Here is a 20,749-nt window from a genome sequence, read left to right on the forward strand (position 1 = left end):
AAGATCTATTATTTCTGAGAATTAAAAAAATCCAGCGGATAATTTGATCTAAAGCAGTTACAATCTAGCTTGAACTAGGTATAATGCGAGCAGTTCTATTTATTTTTAAACTATATAAAGAGGGTAAATTATGTCAGTAATTAAAATGACCGACCTAGATTTAGCAGGTAAACGCGTATTTATTCGTGCAGACCTGAATGTGCCAGTAAAAGACGGCAAAGTAACGTCTGATGCGCGTATTCAAGCAACCATTCCAACCTTAAAACTCGCCCTTGAAAAAGGCGCGAAAGTGATGGTTACCTCTCACTTAGGTCGCCCAACCGAAGGCGAATTTAAACCTGAAGATTCCCTCCAACCTGTGGTTGATTATTTAAAAGACGCAGGTTTTAATGTGCGTTTAGCGCGTGATTATTTAGACGGCGTAGAAGTGAATGACGGTGAAATCGTTGTACTTGAAAACGTGCGTATCAACAAAGGTGAAAAGAAAAACGATCCAGAATTAGGTAAAAAATACGCCGCACTTTGCGATGTCTTTGTTATGGACGCTTTTGGTACAGCACACCGTGCGCAAGCTTCAACCTATGGTGTAGCAGAATTTGCACCAATCGCTTGTGCAGGCCCATTATTAGCGGCGGAATTAGATGCCTTAGGCAAAGCGTTAAAAGAGCCACAACGTCCAATGTTAGCTATTGTGGGTGGGTCAAAAGTATCAACCAAATTAACCGTGTTAGATTCCCTTTCTAAAGTAGCAGATCAACTGATTGTCGGTGGCGGTATCGCGAACACCTTTATCGCTGCAGAAGGCAAAGATGTGGGTAAATCTTTATACGAAGCAGATTTAATCCCTGAAGCACAACGCTTAGCAAAAGCAACACAAATCCCAGTGCCAACAGATGTGCGTGTAGGCTTAGAATTCTCTGAAACTGCGCCAGCGATTGAAAAGTCTGTTGATGATGTGAAAGCCGATGAATCCATTTTTGATATTGGCGAAAAATCCGCAGAAGAATTAGCCAACATTATCCGCAAAGCAAAAACTATTCTTTGGAATGGCCCAGTAGGCGTGTTTGAATTCCCGAATTTCCGTAACGGGACAAAAGTCGTGGCAGATGCCATTGTAGAAGCAACACAAAACGGTGCATTCTCTATTGCAGGCGGCGGTGATACCCTTGCAGCGATCGATCTTTTTGGCATCAAAGATAAAATTTCTTACATCTCAACAGGTGGCGGTGCATTCTTAGAATTCGTAGAAGGCAAAGTATTACCAGCCGTTGAAATCTTAGAAAAACGTGCGAAAAACTAATTAAATGATATTGGGCGTAGCTTGTGCAGTACGCCCTTTTCATACGGAAATCTCTTAACATAACAATAGGAAACAGAAAAATGGCAAAATTATTAGACATCGTAAAACCGGGTGTGTTAACAGGTGATGATGTACAAAAAGTTTTCAACTATGCAAAAGAACACAATTTCGCAATCCCAGCAGTAAACTGCGTGGGTACAGACTCTGTGAATGCCGTATTAGAAACCGCAGCACGCGTTAAAGCACCTGTAATTATCCAGTTCTCTAACGGCGGTGCGCAATTCTACGCTGGGAAAGGCATTAAACCAGCAAGCGGCGCGCGTCCTGATGTATTAGGTGCGATTGCAGGGGCAAAACACGTTCACGAATTAGCTGCTGAATACGGTGTGCCAGTGATTCTTCACACTGACCACGCGGCGAAAAAATTATTACCTTGGATTGACGGCTTATTAGAAGCGGGTGAAAAACATTTCGCAGAAACAGGTAAACCACTTTTCTCATCACATATGATCGACCTTTCTGAAGAGCCAATGGAAGAAAATATGGCGATCTGCCGTGAATACCTTGCGCGTATGAGCAAAATGGGTATGACCCTTGAAATTGAAATCGGTATCACTGGTGGGGAAGAAGACGGCGTAGATAACTCTGATGTTGATGAATCTCGTTTATATACTCAACCTGAAGACGTACTTTACGTTTACGATCAATTAAACCCAGTAAGCCCACGTTTCACCATTGCTGCGGCATTTGGTAACGTACACGGTGTTTACAAACCAGGTAACGTGAAATTAAAACCTTCAATTTTAGGTGCATCACAAGAGTTCGTTTCTAAAGAACGTGGTCTTCCACCAAAATCATTAGATTTCGTTTTCCACGGCGGTTCTGGTTCATCAACTGAAGAAATCCGTGAAGCAATCAGCTACGGCGCAGTGAAAATGAACATTGATACAGATACACAATGGGCAGCTTGGGAAGGTATCTTAAACTTCTACAAAGCAAACGAAGCTTATCTTCAAGGTCAGCTTGGTAACCCTGAAGGTGAAGACGCACCAAACAAAAAATACTACGATCCGCGTGTTTGGTTACGCAAATCTGAAGAATCAATGTCTAAACGCTTAGAAAAATCTTTCCAAGATTTAAATTGCGTTGATGTTTTATAATAAAAAACAGCAATAATTTAGACTGCACTTTGTACTAAAAGCCTGCATAATGCAGGCTTTATTACTATACAAAATATCACCACAAAAAGTAATAAACTATTCACTCTAAAAGTTCTCTCTATTCTGGATAGCATTCTCTAAAATAATAAGAAATCAATATGAAATATTTTAAATTGCGTTATTCTTTTACAAAAAATAAGCTAAGATATTCATGATCACTTTAAAGTACTTATTTTTAAATTGTACCAAAATTCAAGGAAAATCAATGATAGATACTAAAGAGCCTAAGGTTATAATTTCTAAAATAGAAGATTTATTGAATAAAGAGCTGACTCTACCTAATTATCAACGTCCCTATAAATGGGAAACTTATCATGTGCAGCAATTGTTAAATGATTTGTTGAACCATTTTGAACAAAATCAGACTTATCGGATTGGCACAGTAGTCTTACATCAATATGATAGCAGAAATGATATTGTTGATGGGCAGCAGCGTTTAACTACATTGACTCTATTATTGTATTGTTTAAAACTAAAAGAAGCTGAACAAAAATTACAGTTATTAGATCAAGAATATCCACATACCATTAGCCAAAAAAATCTAATTCAAAATTATAATTTTATTAGAGACTTTTTAAAAGAAAATACGGATATTGATAAAGAAGGCTTTAAAAAATACATTTTATCAATCTGCGAAATGGTTTGTGTAGAATTAAATAATTTAGATGAAGCTTTTCAATTTTTTGATTCACAAAATGCACGCGGTAAATCACTAGAATCCTATGATTTACTTAAAGCCTATCATCTGAGAGCTATGCGAGGGAAACCAGAGGATCGCATTTATCACTGTGTTTCAGAATGGGAACAAGCCGCTCTCGCAGATGAACACACGCCTAATTTACACAAAATTATCAATCAAATACTTTTCAGGCTACGTGCATGGCAAATCGGGCAAAGTGGCGAACATTTTACCAGCAATAAATTAACTATTTTTAAAGGTGTTTCCGAAACTTCCTCTTATCCTTATATACAGACTATTTTAGCTTATCAAGCATTAGAAAAATTTACCTCAGTCAGCCCTTTTTTATTTCACTCACAATTTACCCAACCCAACTTTCAGTCCAAGCAAACCATTATTGATGGGGAATATTTTTTTCGATACATCGAACATTATCGAAAAATATACAATCAATTATTTAATAAAGAAACGGGGCTATTGTGTGAAATCAGAGAAGTGAATGGTATTGACTTAGGTACAAACTTAATCAATTTTTTAGACAATCATCAAGGAGCTTATCGTACGGGAGACCGCTATTTACGCAGTTTATTTGAGTGCTTAGTATTAGCTTATTTTGATAAATTTGGTGAGGAACGATTGAATGCCTTTGTTAATAAAGCGTTTATTTGGGTATATCGAATACGCATTGAATGGCAACGCATTACTTTTGCGACAATTGATAATGCTGCAACGGAGAGAAATAGCCTATTAACTTATTTAGAACATAGCTACACACCAGAAAATGTTATGCTATTTAACAATCTGACTATTCAAAATATTAAATTTGAAAATATTGATAAAAAAATTAAAGAAATTTTAGGTATTGAGAATAAAGAGTAAGCAAAATGAGCCAAGAAAAAACACAAATTAAAATACTGACTATTACAAACCTATTGTGTGAAGATAATTATATTATCCCCATTTATCAACGTAATTACGCTTGGGGCGACAAAGAAATTGAAGAGTTATTGACTGATTTAGTTAAAGCCTATGAACGAAAGGTGCAAGACTATTATGTTGGCAGTTTGGTTGTTTATTGTCGAAAAGATAATAAATTTGAAGTTATTGATGGACAACAGCGTTTAACCACATTCACCTTAATTAAAGCGTTTTTATTGCAAAACAAACTGACTGATATCTTATTTGCTGGACGCAATCTTTCATTTGAATACCGTGATGAATCCAATAAAGCATTGGATAGTTTGCAGCAACCTGAAAATCTACCGTGGAATTTTAAGGACGCGATGCAATCTATTAAACGACATTGGAATAATTTGGTTAAGGCTGAAAATATTAATTTAAAAGATTTTATTCTGTTTATTTTAAATAATGTGAAAATTATCCGTACAGAAGTCCCGCCAAAAACCGATTTGAATCATTATTTTGAGATAATGAATACACGAGGTGAACAATTAGAAAAACACGAAATTTTAAAAGCCCGTTTTATGAGCCACTTAGCTGATTTATCTTCCTCTAGAGCTCATAAAAATACAGCATTTTTTCAGGTAACTCTTGCCAATATTTGGGATGCATGTTCGGACATGAATCGCTATGTGGTTATGGGATTTAAGCCTAAAATTAGAAAACAAATTTTTGGCGATGATTGGCAACAAATACAGCTTAAAGATTTTGATGAAATTGCAAACGTTTTTGAGCAAAATGAAGCCAGTAATACACAAACATCCTCTGAAACTTCTGGAATAGAAGATAGTAATAAGAAATTTACTATGAAAAATATTATTGATAATAACGTAGAAATAGGAGAGGTTACCAAGGAAGAAGAAACTTCTGAACGATTTAATCCAGTGATTGATTTTCCTAATTTTTTGCTACACGTTTTGCGTATTTATCTGGACAATGATTTACAACAGGCACGGGAGATTGCATTAGATGAAAAAACTTTGCTAGACAGTTTTAAAGTTGAAGATTTTGATCTTGATAAAATTAAAAACTTTGCTTACCTACTATTAAAATGTCGTTATCTATTTGATTGCTATGTTATTAAATCGGATAATAGCAAAGAATATGATAATTGGTCATTATTAAAAATCCAGCCACAAACAAATAAAAAAAGTAGCTATCAATATAATAATAGTTTTGGTGATACAGAAGAACAGAAAAAGATAGTTATGCTGCTATCTATGTTCCATGTTTCGCTCCCATCACGAAATTATAAAAACTGGCTGTATGCAGTGTTACGTTGGTTATATCAGAATATGGATATAGCCCCTGTGCCCTATATTTCATTTTTAGAAAATTTAAGCGACAAGTATTATTTTGGTTATTATGGTGAAAATAAGGATTTCTTTGATTTAATCACTCAAGATGAGAAAGCACTCAATATTACAGCAAATTCAGCAAAAGACGAAATATTAAATTCAGGAGCAAGGGTACCGAATTTTATTTTTAACCGCTTAGATTATTTATTGTGGAAAAATAAAAAGGGGAAATACCAAAACTTTGCATTTACTTTTCGCAGTTCAGTGGAACATTTTTATCCGCAAACGCCAGTGAATGGTGAGTTTTTAGATAATAACACCTTGCATTCTTTTGGGAATTTATGTTTGATTTCATCAAGTATGAATGCTAAATTTTCTAATAATATGCCTAAAGCAAAGGTTGAAAATTTTGGTAAAAATCAAAATTTAAGTTTAAAACTATCTCTAATGATGGATATACAAGGATGGAATAAAGAAACAATAGCGCATCATGGAAAAGAGATGATTGATATGTTAAACAAGAAAACTGCGTCCTAAAATAGAAATCATCATTTTGATGAAATAAAAACCATTATTCAAAGGAAACAGAAAAACTCAAAATTTTTGCACCGCACTTTTATTTTCTATTAAAAATAGAAAGAACGATTACACACAGCCCTTATCCTTAAGTGCGGTCGAAAAATCACAAATTTTTCTGTGGAATAGAAACAGGCACTTAATAAGTATAAGGCATCAAGGATAGAATGAAAAAAGCACTGGGTTACCCCAATGCCTTTCAAAAAATACACAAATTTTACACCGCACTTTTTTATTAGAAAAAAAGGATAGCTCCCCAGGTTAGTGCAACGATAATCAACGTGACAAACACGGCGGCTGAGCCTTGATCTTTTGCGCGTCCTGAAAGCTCGTGATGTTCCGTGCCAATGCGATCCACCACGGCTTCAACCGCGCTGTTAAGCAACTCTACCGCTAACACTAATAACACTGAACCAATCATCAAGATCAATTCGATTTTATCGTCAGCCAAGAAAAACGCCAAAGGGATTAAAATGCACGCACAAAATACTTCGTGGCGAAAGGCGGTTTCGTTTTTGAAAGCACTTTTTAAGCCTTGCATTGAATAGCCTGTGGATTTGATTAAATGGGTCAAGCCCGTTGTTTTTTCCAATTTTCTTTCCTTATTAACTTATTGAATGGGATAACTTAATTTTTCGCTTTAATCGCAACAAAATGACACGAAAAACCACCGCACTTATTTTTTCTTAAAACATTTTCTTATAAACGTTTTGCTTCGATCACATCATCTAATTTTGCTAAGCGGGCAAGGATTTTACTCAGCATTTGCACGTTGTTTAGCTCAATTTCCATATCCATCGTGGCGATTTGTTTTTTCGTATCCGTACGGCTTGATACGCCTAGCACGCTGATCTTTTCATTAGCCAACACGGTGGTAATATCACGCAACAAGCCGTGGCGATCGCTGGCGATAATGCGAATACTAATGCGGAAACCGCTGGCATAGCTCTCGCCCCACACGGATTCCACCACGCGTTCTGGGTGGCTGGCTTGCAATTCTAAAAACTGTTCGCAATCACTGCGGTGGATAGAAATGCCACGCCCCATTGTGATGTAGCCCACAATGTCATCACCGGGAATTGGCTGGCAACAGCGCGCAATGTGGTGCATTAAGTTGCCCACGCCTTCTACGATCACATAGCCTTTTGACTCATTTTTTTGCGCAGAATTCACCGCACTTTTCTGTGCAACGTGGCGTAAAATCTGTTCATCGGTTTCTTGTGGCGTGGTTTTAATCAGTTTGCTTTGCAAAAAGTTAATCAGCTGATTAAGGCGAATATCGCCGCCGCCAATGCCCGCATACAAATCTTCTAAATTTTTCAGATTGTAACGCGGCAAGGCATACTGCTCCACTTGCTTGAGTGCAATGCCTAAACGTGCAATTTCATTTTCCAACAGCTCTTTACCCGCTGGAATATTTTTATCACGATCTAATTTCTTAAACCACGCCGCAATTTTGGCGCGCGATTTGCTGGTGTTGGTGAAGCCTAAATTCGGATTAAGCCAATCTCGGCTTGGGTTTGGCGTTTTTTGCGTGATGATTTCAATTTGATCGCCCATTTGCAGCTGATAAGTAAAGGGCACAATGCGTCCGCCCACTTTCGCGCCAATGCAACGATGCCCGATTTCACTATGAATGGCATAAGCAAAATCCAACGGCGTTGAGCCAGTTGGCAGGTCGATCACTTCGCCTTTTGGGGTAAACACATAAACCCGATCATCAAACACTTGGCTGCGTAACTCGGCAATCACTTCGCCAGAATCGGTAATATCATCTTGCCACGCTAATAATTTACGCAACCACGCAATTTTATCTTCATAGGCAGAACGCCCTGTTACGCCCTCTTTATATTTCCAGTGCGCCGCCACGCCAAGCTCGGCATCATCGTGCATTTGTTGGGTACGAATTTGCACTTCCACGGGTTTACCGCCTTTGCCCAACACCACGGTATGAATGGATTGATAGCCGTTCGGTTTCGGGTTTGCCACATAATCATCAAATTCTTTCGGTAAATGTTTAAAGTGGGTATGCACAATGCCAAGGGCAGAATAACAATCTTGCAGCTTTTGGACGATCACACGCACCGCGCGAACATCATATAAATCACTAAATTCTAAGTGTTTTTTCTGCATTTTTCGCCAAATGCTATAAATATGTTTCGGGCGGCCATACACTTCCACTTGATCAATATTTTCTTGTAAATAGCGGGTGAGATCTGCCACAAAATCTGCAATATATTGCTCGCGATCTAAACGGCGTTCTTTCAGCAACTTGGCAATCATTCGATACTGTTCAGGGTGCAAATAGCGGAAGCAATAATCTTCCAACTCCCATTTCAGTTGCCCAATGCCTAAACGATTGGCAAGAGGCGCATAAATATTGGCACATTCTTTTGCTGCCAGCACTTTCTCTTCTTCCGAACAGCAATTTTCCGCATCACGCAAAAAGGCAATGCGTTCAGCCAGTTTGATAATCACGCAACGGAAATCGTCCACCATCGCCAACAGCATACGGCGCACATTGTCCACTTGCAGGGAATTGGCAGAATGGCTCGCGTTTAACTGGCGAATGTTATCCATTTCCAGCACGCCTTTCACCAGCTTGCTAATCGCTGTACCAAAATCTTCGCTAATTTGCTCCAGCACAACAATATTATGGCTCACCACGGGATAAATCATTGCCGTGATCAGGCTCTCGCTATCCATATTCAGGCTGTGCAAAATCTCCACCATTTCCACCCCTGAAAATAGCGAACAATGCAGCTGCGGATTTTCCACCGTTTGGTGCTGCTGGATTTTATATTGCGAATAATGCCAAGCCAGCACCAACTTCTCTGCCAGCTCAGAAGAAAGCCCCAAGCTTTCGCTCCATTGTTCAATCACAAAATCTTTCGGGTTAAGTAGGTGTGAACCTCGAACAGCAACCATAACGCCTTCCTATTTATTATTTCCGTTCAAAGAGAGTAATGCTCTCCAAATGCCCCGTATTTGGGAACATATCGATCATTGCCACTTGGGTTAATTGATAGCCTGCTTGCAACAACATTTGTGCATCGCGCACGAGCGTTGCGGGATTACAAGACACATACAACACTTTTTCTGCCCGTAACTGACACAAAAACGGCATTGCAAATGCTGCGCCCGTGCGTGGGGGATCGAGCAAAATTTTGCTAAATGCTTGGCTTGCCCATTGTTGTTCAGCAAAAGATTGTGCCAGATCGCCTTGATAAAATTGGACATTTTTACAGCCATTTCGTTCCGCATTTTGTGTCGCTTTCTGCACCATTTCCGCCACGCCTTCTACGCCCACCACTTGCTTGGCTTGACGGCTTATAGGCAAGGTGAAATTACCCATTCCACAGAATAAATCCAGCACCTGATCTTGGGCATTTAACTCGAGCCAATCTAGTGCGGTGTCAATCATTGCTTGATTGAGTTGCGGATTAATCTGAATAAAATCACGCACATCAAAATGCAGCCGTTGCCCATTATTCAATTCATAATAAGGGCTTTCGCCATAAAGCTGCTGGATTTGTACATCATCTTGCACAAACAGCATTAAGCGCTCTTGGTGAGCAAACTCAAGCAACAAAGTGCGGTCGTTTTCCGCCAAATTTTTTTGATGACGTAGCAATAATGCCACACCGTTATCCGCTCGCACCAGTTCAATATGGCCTAAATTTTTCGGGTTAGACCAGTTTTGCAAAAGTGCGGTGATTTTTGGTAACAAATGATTGAGTGGCGTTTCGATCACAAGGCAAGATTGCACTGGCTCAATATTTTGCGAATTTTTTTGCCTAAAGCCAATGCGCAGCCCCAGCTTTTTATCCCAATTTATACTCAAACGCAAACGGCGGCGATAATGCCATTGGCTACCCACAATTCGGGGCATTAAGGCGATAGGTTCAGCTTGCAATTTCGTTAAACGCTGAAATAAGGCGCGCTCTTTTGCCTCCCGTTGTATTGCCAAGGGAATATGCTGAGTTTGGCAGCCACCACATTTTGCATAATGAGCACAAGCAGGCTGCACACGCTGTGGGCTAGTTTGCAACCATTTTTTCGCGACCCCTTTGCCATATTGACGCTTTTCTTCCAACACTTCGACCTGCACGTTTTCATCAGGCAGCGCATTTTCGATAAACCACGTTTTACCTTGAATTTTCGCTACGCCTAGCCCTTGATAATCTAAATCTTGCACTTGCGCAGTAAAAGTGCGGTGGTTTTTTTCCACTTTTTTCGGGGAGTAAAGTAATGCCATAGGTTATTTCTGATACAAAATATGTTGGGTGAATAATTCTCGACTTTTCAACGGTTTACTGCCTAAATAAGGTTTCAGGGCAATGCGAATAAAGCGTTTCGCCGCTTGCAACACCGCCTGATCGTGAAACTCTCGCCGCTCAAACGCCAGCAGTTCTCTGCCATAAAAAGTGAGATTATCCTTAATTAAAGACGCAATAAAGCCTTTTTCTTCACGATAACGATAGGTCATATTTTCATCGACAGGCTCACCTGAACCGGCGCAATGGCAAAAATCAATGCCATAGCCCATTGCTGTAAGTAATTGAAATTCAAAGGTTCGCAGGCTTGGCTCGACAGACTCAGACACACTCGCCAAGCCCGTAATACATTTTAGATAGTCTTGGAAAATCTCAGGATAAGGGGTTTCAACGGCCAGCAAACGCATCAGCAATTCATTCACATAAAAACCGCTATAAAGCGCCGTAGGCTGCATTGGCAAAGTGAGCGATGCCGCTTCGGCTTTGGTCAGGGTTTTCAACTCCCCCTTTCCAGTCCAACGCAGAAGCAACGGCGTAAACGGCTGCAAAATGCTTTTCCACGCTGAACGCTTTGTTCTCGCCCCTTTCGCGATCACCGTCAAACGCCCCGTTTCTTCCGTAAACAAATCCACCAATAAACTCGTTTCGCTGTACGCCCTACGATGCAAAACAAAGCCCCGCTGCCAATTTTCGATAACCGTATCCTTAGCTAATTATTCGTTGAAGTGGGGATATTTTAACAGATTTTTTGCAGAGTTAGGGGGAAAAGTGCGGCTGGATTTTTTGGTGTTTTTTGTAAAATAAAAACGTTATTTATAAAAATAACAAAAACACCTTGACGAATAATCATACAGGAATATAATGCAACTTAACTTTGTAATTTCAATAAGGAACAAAATGAAACTACAAGATCTTGTACGATTTGAAATCGGTACGCCGCTTTCTCGGCTAAATGAACAAGCTGGCAGCCCTTGCTACTCATTATATGATCAAGCGGATTTGCAAGCGGATTTTGAAACGAGAGCAGAATCTACGCAAGGTAAGCAAATTTGTACGCCAGATAACCCCACTCTGCTGCAAGAAAATGATGTCATTTTTAGCTTGATTTCAGGAACGGCAGTGCAAGTCTGTCAGGCGCGTGCTGGCTATGCGTTTTCTCACAACTATGCTCGTCTGTGTCCATCGGAAGAACTTGATAAGGGCTTTTTGGTTTATTTACTGAATAATGATGCTGATATAAAACGGCAGTTAGTCGCCAGTTTGCAAGGATCTATTGTAATGAAATATAGCCTTAACCAATTAAAAAACTTGCAACTTTCGCCACTTCCTACATTGTCTGTGCAACAAGCTATCGGGCAAGTTGATCGTCTGCAACGCCGTATCACAATGCTTAAAAAATGGGTGGCAGATAATGAAGCACAACTTACCGCACACTTACTGAATAATTTTCAAAAACAATGCAAATCTAACATCAAGAATTAAGGAATGATTATGTCTAACTATCAATACGAATCCGAGTTTGAACAATCCCTTATTGAATATCTCTCCACGGGAAACATTACTACCGCTGATCATTTGCAAGGCTTAAGCCATTATTTGGATTTTCCTAGAAAAACAAGAATTTGGGAATATCTTCCTGACATAAAAACAACAGAACAACTTTGGGATAATTTTAAAGGTATTTTAGAACGCTTAAATAGGCAATCATTAAAATCGCCGTTAAGTGAAAATGAATTTAATCAAGTAAAAACTAAACTGGCGGAGCAAACTCGCACACCCTTTGACGCGGGTAAATTTCTTTATGGAACCAATGGCGTTTCACAAATTGAGATTGATTTAGACGATGGTCGCCACGTTTTTTTAACCGTTTTTGATCAAAAACAAGTTGGCGCTGGCGACACGGTTTATCAAATTGTGAATCAAATTGAACGCCCTGCTGTTATCCCTGGTAAACAAAATCGCCGCTTTGATGTAACTTTGCTAATCAATGGATTGCCCATCATTCAGCTAGAGCTAAAAGCAGATGCACATTCCGTTGATGAAGCTCTCAATCAAATGGAACAATATATCAAAGAGCAACAATACCAAGGGATTTTTTCTACGGTACAAATCTTGGTTGGAATGACGCCACATAATGCAAGATATATGGCAAACACCACGGCAGATTATTTTAATAAGGATTTTTCCTTTGCTTGGCAAAAACGCAGTGATAACAGTATTGTGCGCTCTTGGAAAGACTTTGCAGACTCAATGCTATCTATCCCAATGGCACACCAGATGGCAACCAACTATATGATTTTAGACGGCACGCCGAATAAAACAATGCTGAAAGTAATGCGTCCTTACCAAGTTTATGCTACGCAGGCGGTCATTGAAGGGATCAAAAAAGCTGATTTTGAAATGGGCGAGAAAAAAATCGGCTATATTTGGCATACCACAGGATCGGGAAAAACCATCACCAGTTTCAAAACTGCTTGGCTAGCAAGCCGTTTACCAAAAGTAAACAAGGTGGTTTTTGTCGTTGATCGTATCGCATTAACTAAACAAACCCTTGAAAACTATCGTGCTTATGATCCTGATAACAATGATGATGTCGGCTCAATTCTTGATACCAATAACACGCGAGATTTACGTAAAAAGCTCAAAAGCAATGCAAACAGTATCATTGTTACCAGTGTACAAAAACTTGGCAAACTGGCAAAAAGCCGTGATTTCACCGCCCCCAATAAAAATATCGTTTTTATTGTTGATGAAGCTCACCGCTCCACCGCAGGGGAACAGTTCCAACTCATTAAAGATAAATTCAAGCATAGCGTTTGGGTAGGATATACTGGCACCCCAACATTTGATAGAAAAACTACAAAAGAAATTTTTGGTGAATCATTACACGCTTACACAATTAAAGAAGCCATTGCAGATCGCAACGTGCTGGGCTTTAAAGTGGATTTCAAAAGCACCGTAGATATTCGCGAACTACTTAAACAAAAATACCCAGATTGGTCAGAAGAGAAAATTGATGCTGAGCTTGAAGCGATGCGTAAAGAAGAATTTGATGAAGCCAAATTCTTAGATAACGATAACAAAAGCACGATCACCAAAGGCGAAAAAGTGGAACGCACGCTCACCCGTAATTTTTATGATGAAAGTGATGAACATATCCGCCTTGTGGTTGCAGATATTTTTAAAAATTGGCGTAACCGTTCCAATGATTTCAAATATAACGCAATGTTCACCACCCACGTCAGCGGCACTGGCGCAAGCACACCACTTGCTTCAAGATACTATCGAGAATTCCAACGTGTAAACAAAGAGCGGTCGGAAAAAGGCGAATTTACCTTAAAAGTTGCCTTAACTTATAGCCTTAATACAGAAAACAGTGATGGAATGGCACAAACAAATCAAGCCTTACACGATGCGATCAATGACTATAATGCTATCTTTGGCACAAACTGGGGTTTAAATACAATTCCAGAATATTTTGATGATCTCAGTTCACGCTTAAATAAAACCGTTTATGACCGAAATTATCTTGATCTGGTCATAGTTGTCGATCAACTGCTCACGGGTTTTGATGCCCCAGGGCTTAACACGCTTTATGTCGATCGTATCCTAAAAGGTGCTGGGCTAGTGCAAGCCTATTCACGCACCAACCGAATTGCAGATCTGCAAGAAAAACCTTGGGGACAAGTGGTGAACTACCGCTGGCCTGTACAAAATGAACGCCTAATGAATGAAGCACTCGCCACATACGCAAACAAAGACTCCGCCAATAAAGTGGAAGAACCTACACCTGTCTATGGTGGTGATGACCCAACTCCACCTTGGTTAGTTAAGCCTTTCAATCAACAGTTAGAAGAAGTTAAAAAGGTTGTTCAAACACTTGCTGAATGTACGAAAAACCCAAGCGGCGAACCATTTATGCAACTTCCACCTAGCGAAAAAGCGAAAGAAGAAATGCTAGGACAGCTACGCGAGTTTAATGCTGGCATTACCAAATTAAAACAATATCCTGCTGAGCAAATTGACGGTCATCTTGCAGGATTTGACTACGATAATCCAGATGCATTGATTGAAGCACTTGGAATGACGCCAAGCCAATTTGAAATGCTCACTACCGTGCTTGCAGGAGAATTAAAACACCATTTAGCCAAGAAAAAGGATATTCCAATCTCCCAAATTGAGCTGCGAATGACACACATTAAGGACATTAAAGTTGATTATGATTATCTCACCGAATTAGTGAATCAGCTTATTGCCCAAGTACAAGCAGGCGAAACTGAAGCCGCAGAAAAAACGGAAGAAAAAATCCAACAATTTGCCAACGGTATGGAAGATACTTCCTATGCAGAACAAATTCGCCGTGCAATTCAAGCTATTATGGCTGGCGAGTATCCAGCAGATTCAAGCCAAAAATGGAAAAATATCAGCGTTGCCGAGCTTTCCCATACCATCAGCGCCGCAAGCAATATCAGCATTGATCGCAGATTATTAGATTTTCGCAATAAATGGGGCATTACCGACATCATTAATAATGCTCAAATCCGCAATCTTATTGCGAACCATCGTTATGGCGAGAAAGATTTGGACGATGATAAAAAACTCACCAATATCATCACAGAAGGCAGCAAAAATTACACCGCACTTGCTACCAATGCAAATATACAGCAGTTATCCAACATTAAATACCGCACCGCATTACGTGAAGCGTTTTATCAGTTGGCTGATGGGTTGGTGCAGGATTAGAACAAGGAGTTTCAAATGAATAATATCCAAACTTTACAAACATTGTTTGAACAAGCCGTACAAAAAATTGATTCAGAGAATATTGAATTCTGGTTCGCTCGCGATTTACAAACGCTTTTGGGGTATGAACGCTGGGAGAATTTTAAAACAGCTATTAATCGGGCGTTAGAAGCTTGCAAACACTCTGGACAACTGCCTTCAGACCATTTTCGTGGCGTCACGAAAATGGTTACTCTCGGAAGTGGTAGCCAACGTGAAATTGAAGATCTTATGCTAACTCGCTACGCCTGCTATCTTATTGCTCAAAATGGTGATCCTCGTAAACCAGAAATTGCTTTTGCGCAAAGTTATTTTGCTGTTCAAACACGCAAGCAAGAACTTATTGAACAAAGAATGCAAGTACAATCTCGTTTAGAGGCAAGGGAGCGATTAAGAACATCAGAAAAAATACTTTCACAAAATATTTATGAACGTGGCGTTGATGAAAAAGGGTTTGGACGCATCCGTTCTCATGGCGATCATGCATTATTTGGTTATACCACTCAACAAATGAAAGAACGCTATGGCATCACAAAAACTCGCCCTCTTGCGGATTTTCTACCAACATTAACCATTGCTGCTAAAAATTTAGCAACAGAAATGACAAACCACAATACACAGCAAGCCAATTTACAAGGTGAAAAAGCCATTACAGAAGAGCATATACAAAACAACAGAACCATACGCAATATGCTGGGTGAACGAGGGATTCAGCCTGAAAATCTTCCTCCTGAAGAAGACTTGAAGAAAATAGAACGACAAGTTAAAGCAGAAGAAAAGAAGCTGGCAAGTAAAACGGGCAAATTACCGAATAAATAAAATTGGAATCATAGTATGACGAATAAACACCCCAAAACCCTACAAATTTTCCTGCCGACCGGTGAGCCGCAGGGGATTCGGATTATTGAAGAAAGCACATCGATTATGCGTGTGATCGAAGTGCCGCGTCGTGATTTAGCCACCTTTCTGAAAATGGAAGAATCCGCCCAAGTGGGGGTGTATTTTCTCATCGGTGGTGCGGATAACGATGAAGTCTATATCGGGCAATCGGGCGAGGTGGGGAAACGCATTGAACGCCACCATATCGAAGATAAAAAAGATTGGTCGCGTGCGTTGGTGCTGATTTCCCTCACGCAAAATCTTACTCAAACTCACGCCCTGTATTTGGAATGGCTTGCGATTGAAAAAGCCAAATCTTGCCAGCGTTTTAGCCTTTCTAATGGGAACAAAGGGCAGAAGACGCACACACCACCGCCACTGAAAGCAGCTTGTGAAACAATGTTTGAAATTGCAGATTTACTGCTTTCCACCTTGGGCTACCCTATTTTTGAGCCATTACGCAAAGCACAATCAGCGACCAAAAAAGAAATGATTTTCTACTGTCCACGCAATGGCATACAAGCTCAGGCTATTTATACTCAAGATGGTATGATTGTATTAAAAGGCTCAAATTTCCCCTACATTGAGAAATCAAATGCCCCCAACTATCGTCTGAGAACCATTGCACAATGTGATGAACTGATTGAAAAAGGCATACTCACCTTAGACAAAGAGCGGTGCTTTTTTAGCAAAGATTTTCGCTTTAATAGCCCAAGCACCGCTGCATCATTACTGATTTTAGGCAATGCCAATGGCTGGACGGAATTTAAAACCGCAGAAGGTAAAACCTTAAAAGAAATTTACGCAAGTGAAACGGAAGCCCCAAGTGAATAATCCAATTATCATCTACAACACCGAGGACGGCAAAACCAGAGTGTCGCTTTATACCCAAGATGGCACGGTGTGGCTGAATCAAAATCAGCTGGCGGAACTTTTTGCCACCTCAGTAAGCAATATCAACAAACATATTGCTAACATATTGAAAGAAGGAGAATTATCAGAAAATTCAGTTATTGAGTATTTCTCAATAACTGCCGCAGATGGCAAGAATTATAATGTGGCATTTTATCGCTTAGAAATGATTTTAGCGATCGGGTTTCGGGTGCGGAGTAAACGGGGAACGCAGTTTCGTCAATGGGCAAACACTCAGCTTGCTGAGTTAATGAAAAAAGGCTTTGTAATGGATGATGAACGCCTGAAAAACCCTGACGGTCGTCCTGATTATTTTGATGAACTCTTGGAGAGAGTGCGAGACATTCGCGCCAGTGAAAAGCGTTTTTACCAAAAAGTGCGGGAACTTTTCGCTCTTTCTAGCGATTATGATGGCAGCGACAAAGCCACGCAAATGTTTTTTGCTGAAACACAAAATAAACTGATTTACGCCGTTACTCAGCAAACCGCAGCGGAACTCATTGTGAACCGAGCCGATGCCAACGCCCCTAATATGGCACTGACCAGCTGGCAAGGCAATAAAGTACGCAAACAAGATATTTTCACGGCAAAAAACTACCTAAGTGCTGATGAAATTGACAGTTTAAATCGTCTTGTGGTGATTTTTTTGGAAAGTGCCGAGCTACGCGTGAAAAATCGCCAAGATCTCACCTTAGATTATTGGCGTAATAATGTAGATGCATTGCTCACCTTTAATGATAAACCTCTGCTCAAAACAGCAGGTAAAATTACTCACAAACAAATGGAGGAAAAAGTGCGGTCAATTTATGACGAATTTTCACAAAAACGTAAACAAGAAGAGGCATTGCAAGCCGATAAGGAGGATGAAAATGACAGTTTCGTGCAGATTACAACGCAAATTAAGGAGCTAACACAATGAGCAATATACCAAAATTAAGATTCCCCGAATTCACGGACGCTTGGGAAAAGTGCAAGTTGGGGGAAGTGGCTAAACAAGCCTATGGAGGAGGAACGCCTAGTACGTTAATAAAAGAATTTTGGAATGGGAGCATTGCTTGGATACAATCGTCAGACCTAAAAATTGATGAGATATTTCCCGTTATAGCTAAAAAATTTATTTCAAAAACGGCATTAGAAAAATCAGCCACCAAACTAATCCCAGCTAATTCTATTGCGATTGTAACTAGAGTTGGAGTGGGTAAATTAGCTGTAATGTCAGATAAATACACGACTAGTCAAGACTTTATTTCACTTTCCAATATCCAAGGAGATACTTTTTTTATCGCTTATTCTTTATATTCCATATTAAAAAAAGAAAGCAACCAAGCCCAAGGAACATCAATAAAAGGGATAACAAAAGTAGAATTATTGAACAAAACTTTATATCTTCCCACTCTCCCCGAACAACAAAAAATCGGCAATCTGTTTAAACAGCTAGATCGGCTTATTACTCTTCATAAGCGTAAGTGGGACGATGTCATTTTGCTAAAAAAAGCACTTTTGCAAAAAATGTTCCCGAAAAATGGATCAGATTTTCCAGAAATTCGTTTTCCTGAATTTACTGACGCTTGGGAAAAGTGCAAGTTGGGAAAAATAGCTATTAAGGTAACAGAAAAAAATAAAGACGGAATATTTCAAGAAACATTAACTAACTCAGCAGAATTTGGTGTTATCTCTCAACGAGATTTTTTTGATAAAGATATTTCTAACCCTGAAAATCTAAATGGATACTATATTGTTAAACCAAATGACTTTGTATATAACCCTAGAATTTCTAATCTTGCTCCAGTTGGACCAATAAAGCGTAACCAATTGAATAGAATAGGGATTATGTCGCCTTTATATTTTATTTTCAGAGTATCTTCAAATATAGATCTTGATTTTCTAGATGCCTTTTTTTCTACGAATTTATGGCACTTATTTTTGAAATTAAATGGTGATTCGGGAGCAAGAGCGGACAGAATAGCAATAAAAGATAAAATATTTATGGAAATGCCTATTTCTATCCCCACTCTCCCCGAGCAACAAAAAATCGGCAATCTATTTAAACAGCTAGATTGGCTTATTACTCTTCATAAGCGACAGCACGAGCATTATCAGCTTTTGAAAAAAGCCTTATTACAGCAAATGTTTGTTTAAGTTTTAAGTTAAAGAATTTATTTTACGGAGTTTTTATGACAACTATCTCAAATATCACCAACCAAATTTGGGCAATGGCAAATGACTTACGCGGCAATATGGACGCCTCAGAATATAAAAATTATATTTTAGGTTTTATTTTCTACCGCTATCTTTCTGAACATCAAGAAGCCTATTTGATTGAGAATGGCATTATTACACCAAAACCACACCAAAGTGCCAATGACGCCTATTTCGAGGCCGTGAAACAAGATGGCTTAGAAGATTATTTAAATGATATTGCAAACACCTTGGGTTATGCTATTGAACCTGCGGATACTTGGACAACGCTAATCCAAAAAATTGAGCAAAATCAGATTGTTCCAAGTGATTATCAAGCACTTATTGATAATTTCAACCAAAATAGTGAAATTAACCCTGAAGCACAAAAAGATTTCCGCGGCATATTTAGTGATCTTAATTTAAGTGATTCTCGCCTTGGCACTAACACTAATGACCGCACCAAAGCGTTAAATAAAGTAGTGCAGTTGGTTAATGAAGTGCAGTACAAAGACAATAATGGCAGAGATATTTTAGGCGAAATTTATGAAGAACTGATCGGCAAATTCGCTGCAAATGCGGGCAAAAAAGGTGGCGAATTTTACACCCCTCACGCCGTCAGCCAAATCCTCGCTAGAATTGTCACTCAAGATGCCAAAACAGACGATGTGTTCACGGTTTACGACCCAACTTGTGGCTCGGGTTCCTTATTGCTTACTGTAGGGAATGCCTTGCCAAATGGCAAAAAAGAGGGGGCAATCAAGTATTACGGACAAGAACTTTCCACCACTACTTACAACTTGGCAAGAATGAACTTAATGATGCACGGCGTCAGTTTTGCCAATATGACATTATCTAACGCCAATACGCTAGAATCCGACTGGCCAGACGGCTTAGATAAAGACGGTATCGACCGCCCACGCAGCTTTGATGCGGTGGTCGCCAATCCGCCTTATTCTGCCAACTGGGATAACGCTGAGCGTAAATTAAAAGATCCTCGTTTTTCCGAATACGGCAAACTTGCACCAAAATCTAAAGCGGATTTTGCCTTTATTTTACACAGTCTATACCACTTAAAAAATAATGGCACCATGGCAATCGTATTACCGCACGGCGTGTTATTCCGCGGCGCGGCAGAAGGACATATTCGCAAGATATTAATTGAGAAAAATTATATTGATGCAGTCATTGGTTTACCGGCAAATTTATTTTTTGGTACATCTATCCCAACTTGTATTTTAGTGTTCAAAAAAGACCGCACTTCTCGCGATATTTTATTTATTGATGCCAGCCAACACTTTGAGAAAGGAAAAAATCAAAACCATCTCAGCGAACAGCACATTAACGCCATTGTTGAAGCCTACGAAAAACGTCAAAATATCGACAAATTCGCCCAACTTGCCACGCTCGAAGAAGTGCAAGCCAATGAATACAATCTCAATATTCCTCGCTATGTAGATACTTTCGAGGCAGAGGAAGAAATCGATCTTGACGAAGTGCTTGCTAAAATTGCCGAAGATAAAGCAGAAATTGCTCAACTTGAAGCTGAAATCAACGAACAGTTAAATATTCTCGGGGTTAAATCAATATTTTAATTGATTGATTTATAAATAGAAATTTTATCTTAATCATTGTTAAAAAGCCATTTAGCCAATTATTCTAAATGGCTTTTTTATCACCAAAAATCC

The 20,749-nt window shown here is 39.4% G+C and carries 15 protein-coding genes; 11 read left to right on the forward strand and 4 right to left on the reverse strand.

The features are described from left to right. Nucleotides 1-130: 130 nt before the first annotated feature. The 4 genes from C3007_RS11135 to C3007_RS11150 all read left to right on the forward strand — a co-directional run bounded on the left by C3007_RS11135 (nt 131) and on the right by C3007_RS11150 (nt 5,994). Nucleotides 131-1,300 carry a phosphoglycerate kinase gene (locus C3007_RS11135; protein ID WP_103854486.1) on the forward strand — a complete coding sequence of 390 codons (1,170 nt, stop codon included), beginning with the start codon at nt 131-133 and terminating at the stop codon, nt 1,298-1,300. A gap of 80 nt (nt 1,301-1,380) precedes the next feature. Further along, nucleotides 1,381-2,460: a class II fructose-bisphosphate aldolase gene (fbaA, locus tag C3007_RS11140; RefSeq protein ID WP_017806342.1), complete on the forward strand. Its 1,080-nt coding sequence runs from the start codon at nt 1,381-1,383 to the stop codon at nt 2,458-2,460. Nucleotides 2,461-2,725: 265 nt separating this feature from the next. Then, on the forward strand, nt 2,726-4,078 hold the full coding sequence (locus tag C3007_RS11145) for a DUF262 domain-containing protein (RefSeq protein ID WP_103854487.1): 1,353 nt from the start codon (nt 2,726-2,728) through the stop codon (nt 4,076-4,078). A 5-nt stretch (nt 4,079-4,083) separates the two neighbouring features. Then, on the forward strand, nt 4,084-5,994 hold the full coding sequence (locus C3007_RS11150; protein ID WP_103854488.1) for a GmrSD restriction endonuclease domain-containing protein: 1,911 nt from the start codon (nt 4,084-4,086) through the stop codon (nt 5,992-5,994). 274 nt (nt 5,995-6,268) lie between these two features. Here C3007_RS11150 and C3007_RS11155 read toward each other — a convergent pair whose 3' ends face one another. The 4 genes from C3007_RS11155 to recO form a co-directional block, all read right to left on the reverse strand. Beyond that, complete coding sequence (locus C3007_RS11155; RefSeq protein WP_103854489.1) at nt 6,269-6,625, reverse strand: diacylglycerol kinase; 357 nt, start codon at nt 6,623-6,625, stop codon at nt 6,269-6,271. Nucleotides 6,626-6,732: 107 nt separating this feature from the next. Continuing rightward, entirely contained in the window at nt 6,733-8,961 is a 2,229-nt protein-coding gene (gene relA, locus C3007_RS11160) for a GTP diphosphokinase (RefSeq protein ID WP_103854490.1), read from the reverse strand. A 16-nt stretch (nt 8,962-8,977) separates the two neighbouring features. Next, entirely contained in the window at nt 8,978-10,291 is a 1,314-nt protein-coding gene (gene rlmD / locus C3007_RS11165) for a 23S rRNA (uracil(1939)-C(5))-methyltransferase RlmD (RefSeq protein WP_103854491.1), read from the reverse strand. 3 nt (nt 10,292-10,294) lie between these two features. Further along, nucleotides 10,295-11,005 (reverse strand): DNA repair protein RecO, encoded by a 711-nt coding sequence (recO, locus tag C3007_RS11170; RefSeq protein ID WP_103854492.1) that lies wholly within the window; start codon nt 11,003-11,005, stop codon nt 10,295-10,297. 202 nt (nt 11,006-11,207) lie between these two features. Here recO and C3007_RS11175 point away from each other — a divergent pair, with 202 nt between their 5' ends. Genes C3007_RS11175 through C3007_RS11205 form a run of 7 tightly spaced genes read left to right on the forward strand, consistent with a single transcriptional unit; the run spans nt 11,208 to nt 20,656 of the window. Beyond that, complete coding sequence (locus tag C3007_RS11175) at nt 11,208-11,792, forward strand: restriction endonuclease subunit S domain-containing protein (RefSeq protein WP_103854493.1); 585 nt, start codon at nt 11,208-11,210, stop codon at nt 11,790-11,792. 9 nt (nt 11,793-11,801) lie between these two features. Then, complete coding sequence (locus C3007_RS11180) at nt 11,802-15,053, forward strand: type I restriction endonuclease subunit R (protein ID WP_103854494.1); 3,252 nt, start codon at nt 11,802-11,804, stop codon at nt 15,051-15,053. A gap of 15 nt (nt 15,054-15,068) precedes the next feature. Further along, entirely contained in the window at nt 15,069-15,911 is an 843-nt protein-coding gene (gene dinD, locus C3007_RS11185) for a DNA damage-inducible protein D (RefSeq protein WP_103854495.1), read from the forward strand. 15 nt (nt 15,912-15,926) lie between these two features. After that, complete coding sequence (locus C3007_RS11190) at nt 15,927-16,805, forward strand: GIY-YIG nuclease family protein (protein WP_103854496.1); 879 nt, start codon at nt 15,927-15,929, stop codon at nt 16,803-16,805. Beyond that, nucleotides 16,798-17,802, forward strand: coding sequence for a virulence RhuM family protein (locus tag C3007_RS11195; protein WP_103854497.1), 1,005 nt, complete (start codon nt 16,798-16,800; stop codon nt 17,800-17,802). The genes C3007_RS11190 and C3007_RS11195 overlap by 8 nt, the downstream gene beginning before the upstream one ends. After that, a complete protein-coding gene (locus C3007_RS11200) occupies nt 17,799-19,022 on the forward strand; it encodes a restriction endonuclease subunit S (RefSeq protein WP_103854498.1) in 1,224 nt (407 codons plus the stop codon). The genes C3007_RS11195 and C3007_RS11200 overlap by 4 nt, the downstream gene beginning before the upstream one ends. 35 nt (nt 19,023-19,057) lie before the next feature. Then, a complete protein-coding gene (locus tag C3007_RS11205) occupies nt 19,058-20,656 on the forward strand; it encodes a type I restriction-modification system subunit M (protein WP_103854499.1) in 1,599 nt (532 codons plus the stop codon). Nucleotides 20,657-20,749: the final 93 nt, after the last annotated feature.

The organism is Avibacterium gallinarum (assembly GCF_002921135.1).
In the GTDB taxonomy this organism is placed as follows: Bacteria; Pseudomonadota; Gammaproteobacteria; order Enterobacterales; family Pasteurellaceae; genus Avibacterium; species Avibacterium gallinarum.

What these genes read in the sequence shown, in the direction of transcription:
- C3007_RS11190 (WP_103854496.1), top strand. Translation starts at nt 15,927, where the DNA reads ATGACGAATAAACACCCCAAAACCCTACAAATTTTCCTGCCGACCGGT.
- fbaA (WP_017806342.1), top strand. Translation starts at nt 1,381, where the DNA reads ATGGCAAAATTATTAGACATCGTAAAACCGGGTGTGTTAACAGGTGAT.
- C3007_RS11135 (WP_103854486.1), top strand. Translation starts at nt 131, where the DNA reads ATGTCAGTAATTAAAATGACCGACCTAGATTTAGCAGGTAAACGCGTA.
- C3007_RS11150 (WP_103854488.1), top strand. Translation starts at nt 4,084, where the DNA reads ATGAGCCAAGAAAAAACACAAATTAAAATACTGACTATTACAAACCTA.
- C3007_RS11180 (WP_103854494.1), top strand. Translation starts at nt 11,802, where the DNA reads ATGTCTAACTATCAATACGAATCCGAGTTTGAACAATCCCTTATTGAA.
- rlmD (WP_103854491.1), bottom strand. Translation starts at nt 10,291, where the DNA reads ATGGCATTACTTTACTCCCCGAAAAAAGTGGAAAAAAACCACCGCACT.
- relA (WP_103854490.1), bottom strand. Translation starts at nt 8,961, where the DNA reads ATGGTTGCTGTTCGAGGTTCACACCTACTTAACCCGAAAGATTTTGTG.
- C3007_RS11175 (WP_103854493.1), top strand. Translation starts at nt 11,208, where the DNA reads ATGAAACTACAAGATCTTGTACGATTTGAAATCGGTACGCCGCTTTCT.
- C3007_RS11145 (WP_103854487.1), top strand. Translation starts at nt 2,726, where the DNA reads ATGATAGATACTAAAGAGCCTAAGGTTATAATTTCTAAAATAGAAGAT.
- dinD (WP_103854495.1), top strand. Translation starts at nt 15,069, where the DNA reads ATGAATAATATCCAAACTTTACAAACATTGTTTGAACAAGCCGTACAA.
- C3007_RS11200 (WP_103854498.1), top strand. Translation starts at nt 17,799, where the DNA reads ATGAGCAATATACCAAAATTAAGATTCCCCGAATTCACGGACGCTTGG.
- C3007_RS11205 (WP_103854499.1), top strand. Translation starts at nt 19,058, where the DNA reads ATGACAACTATCTCAAATATCACCAACCAAATTTGGGCAATGGCAAAT.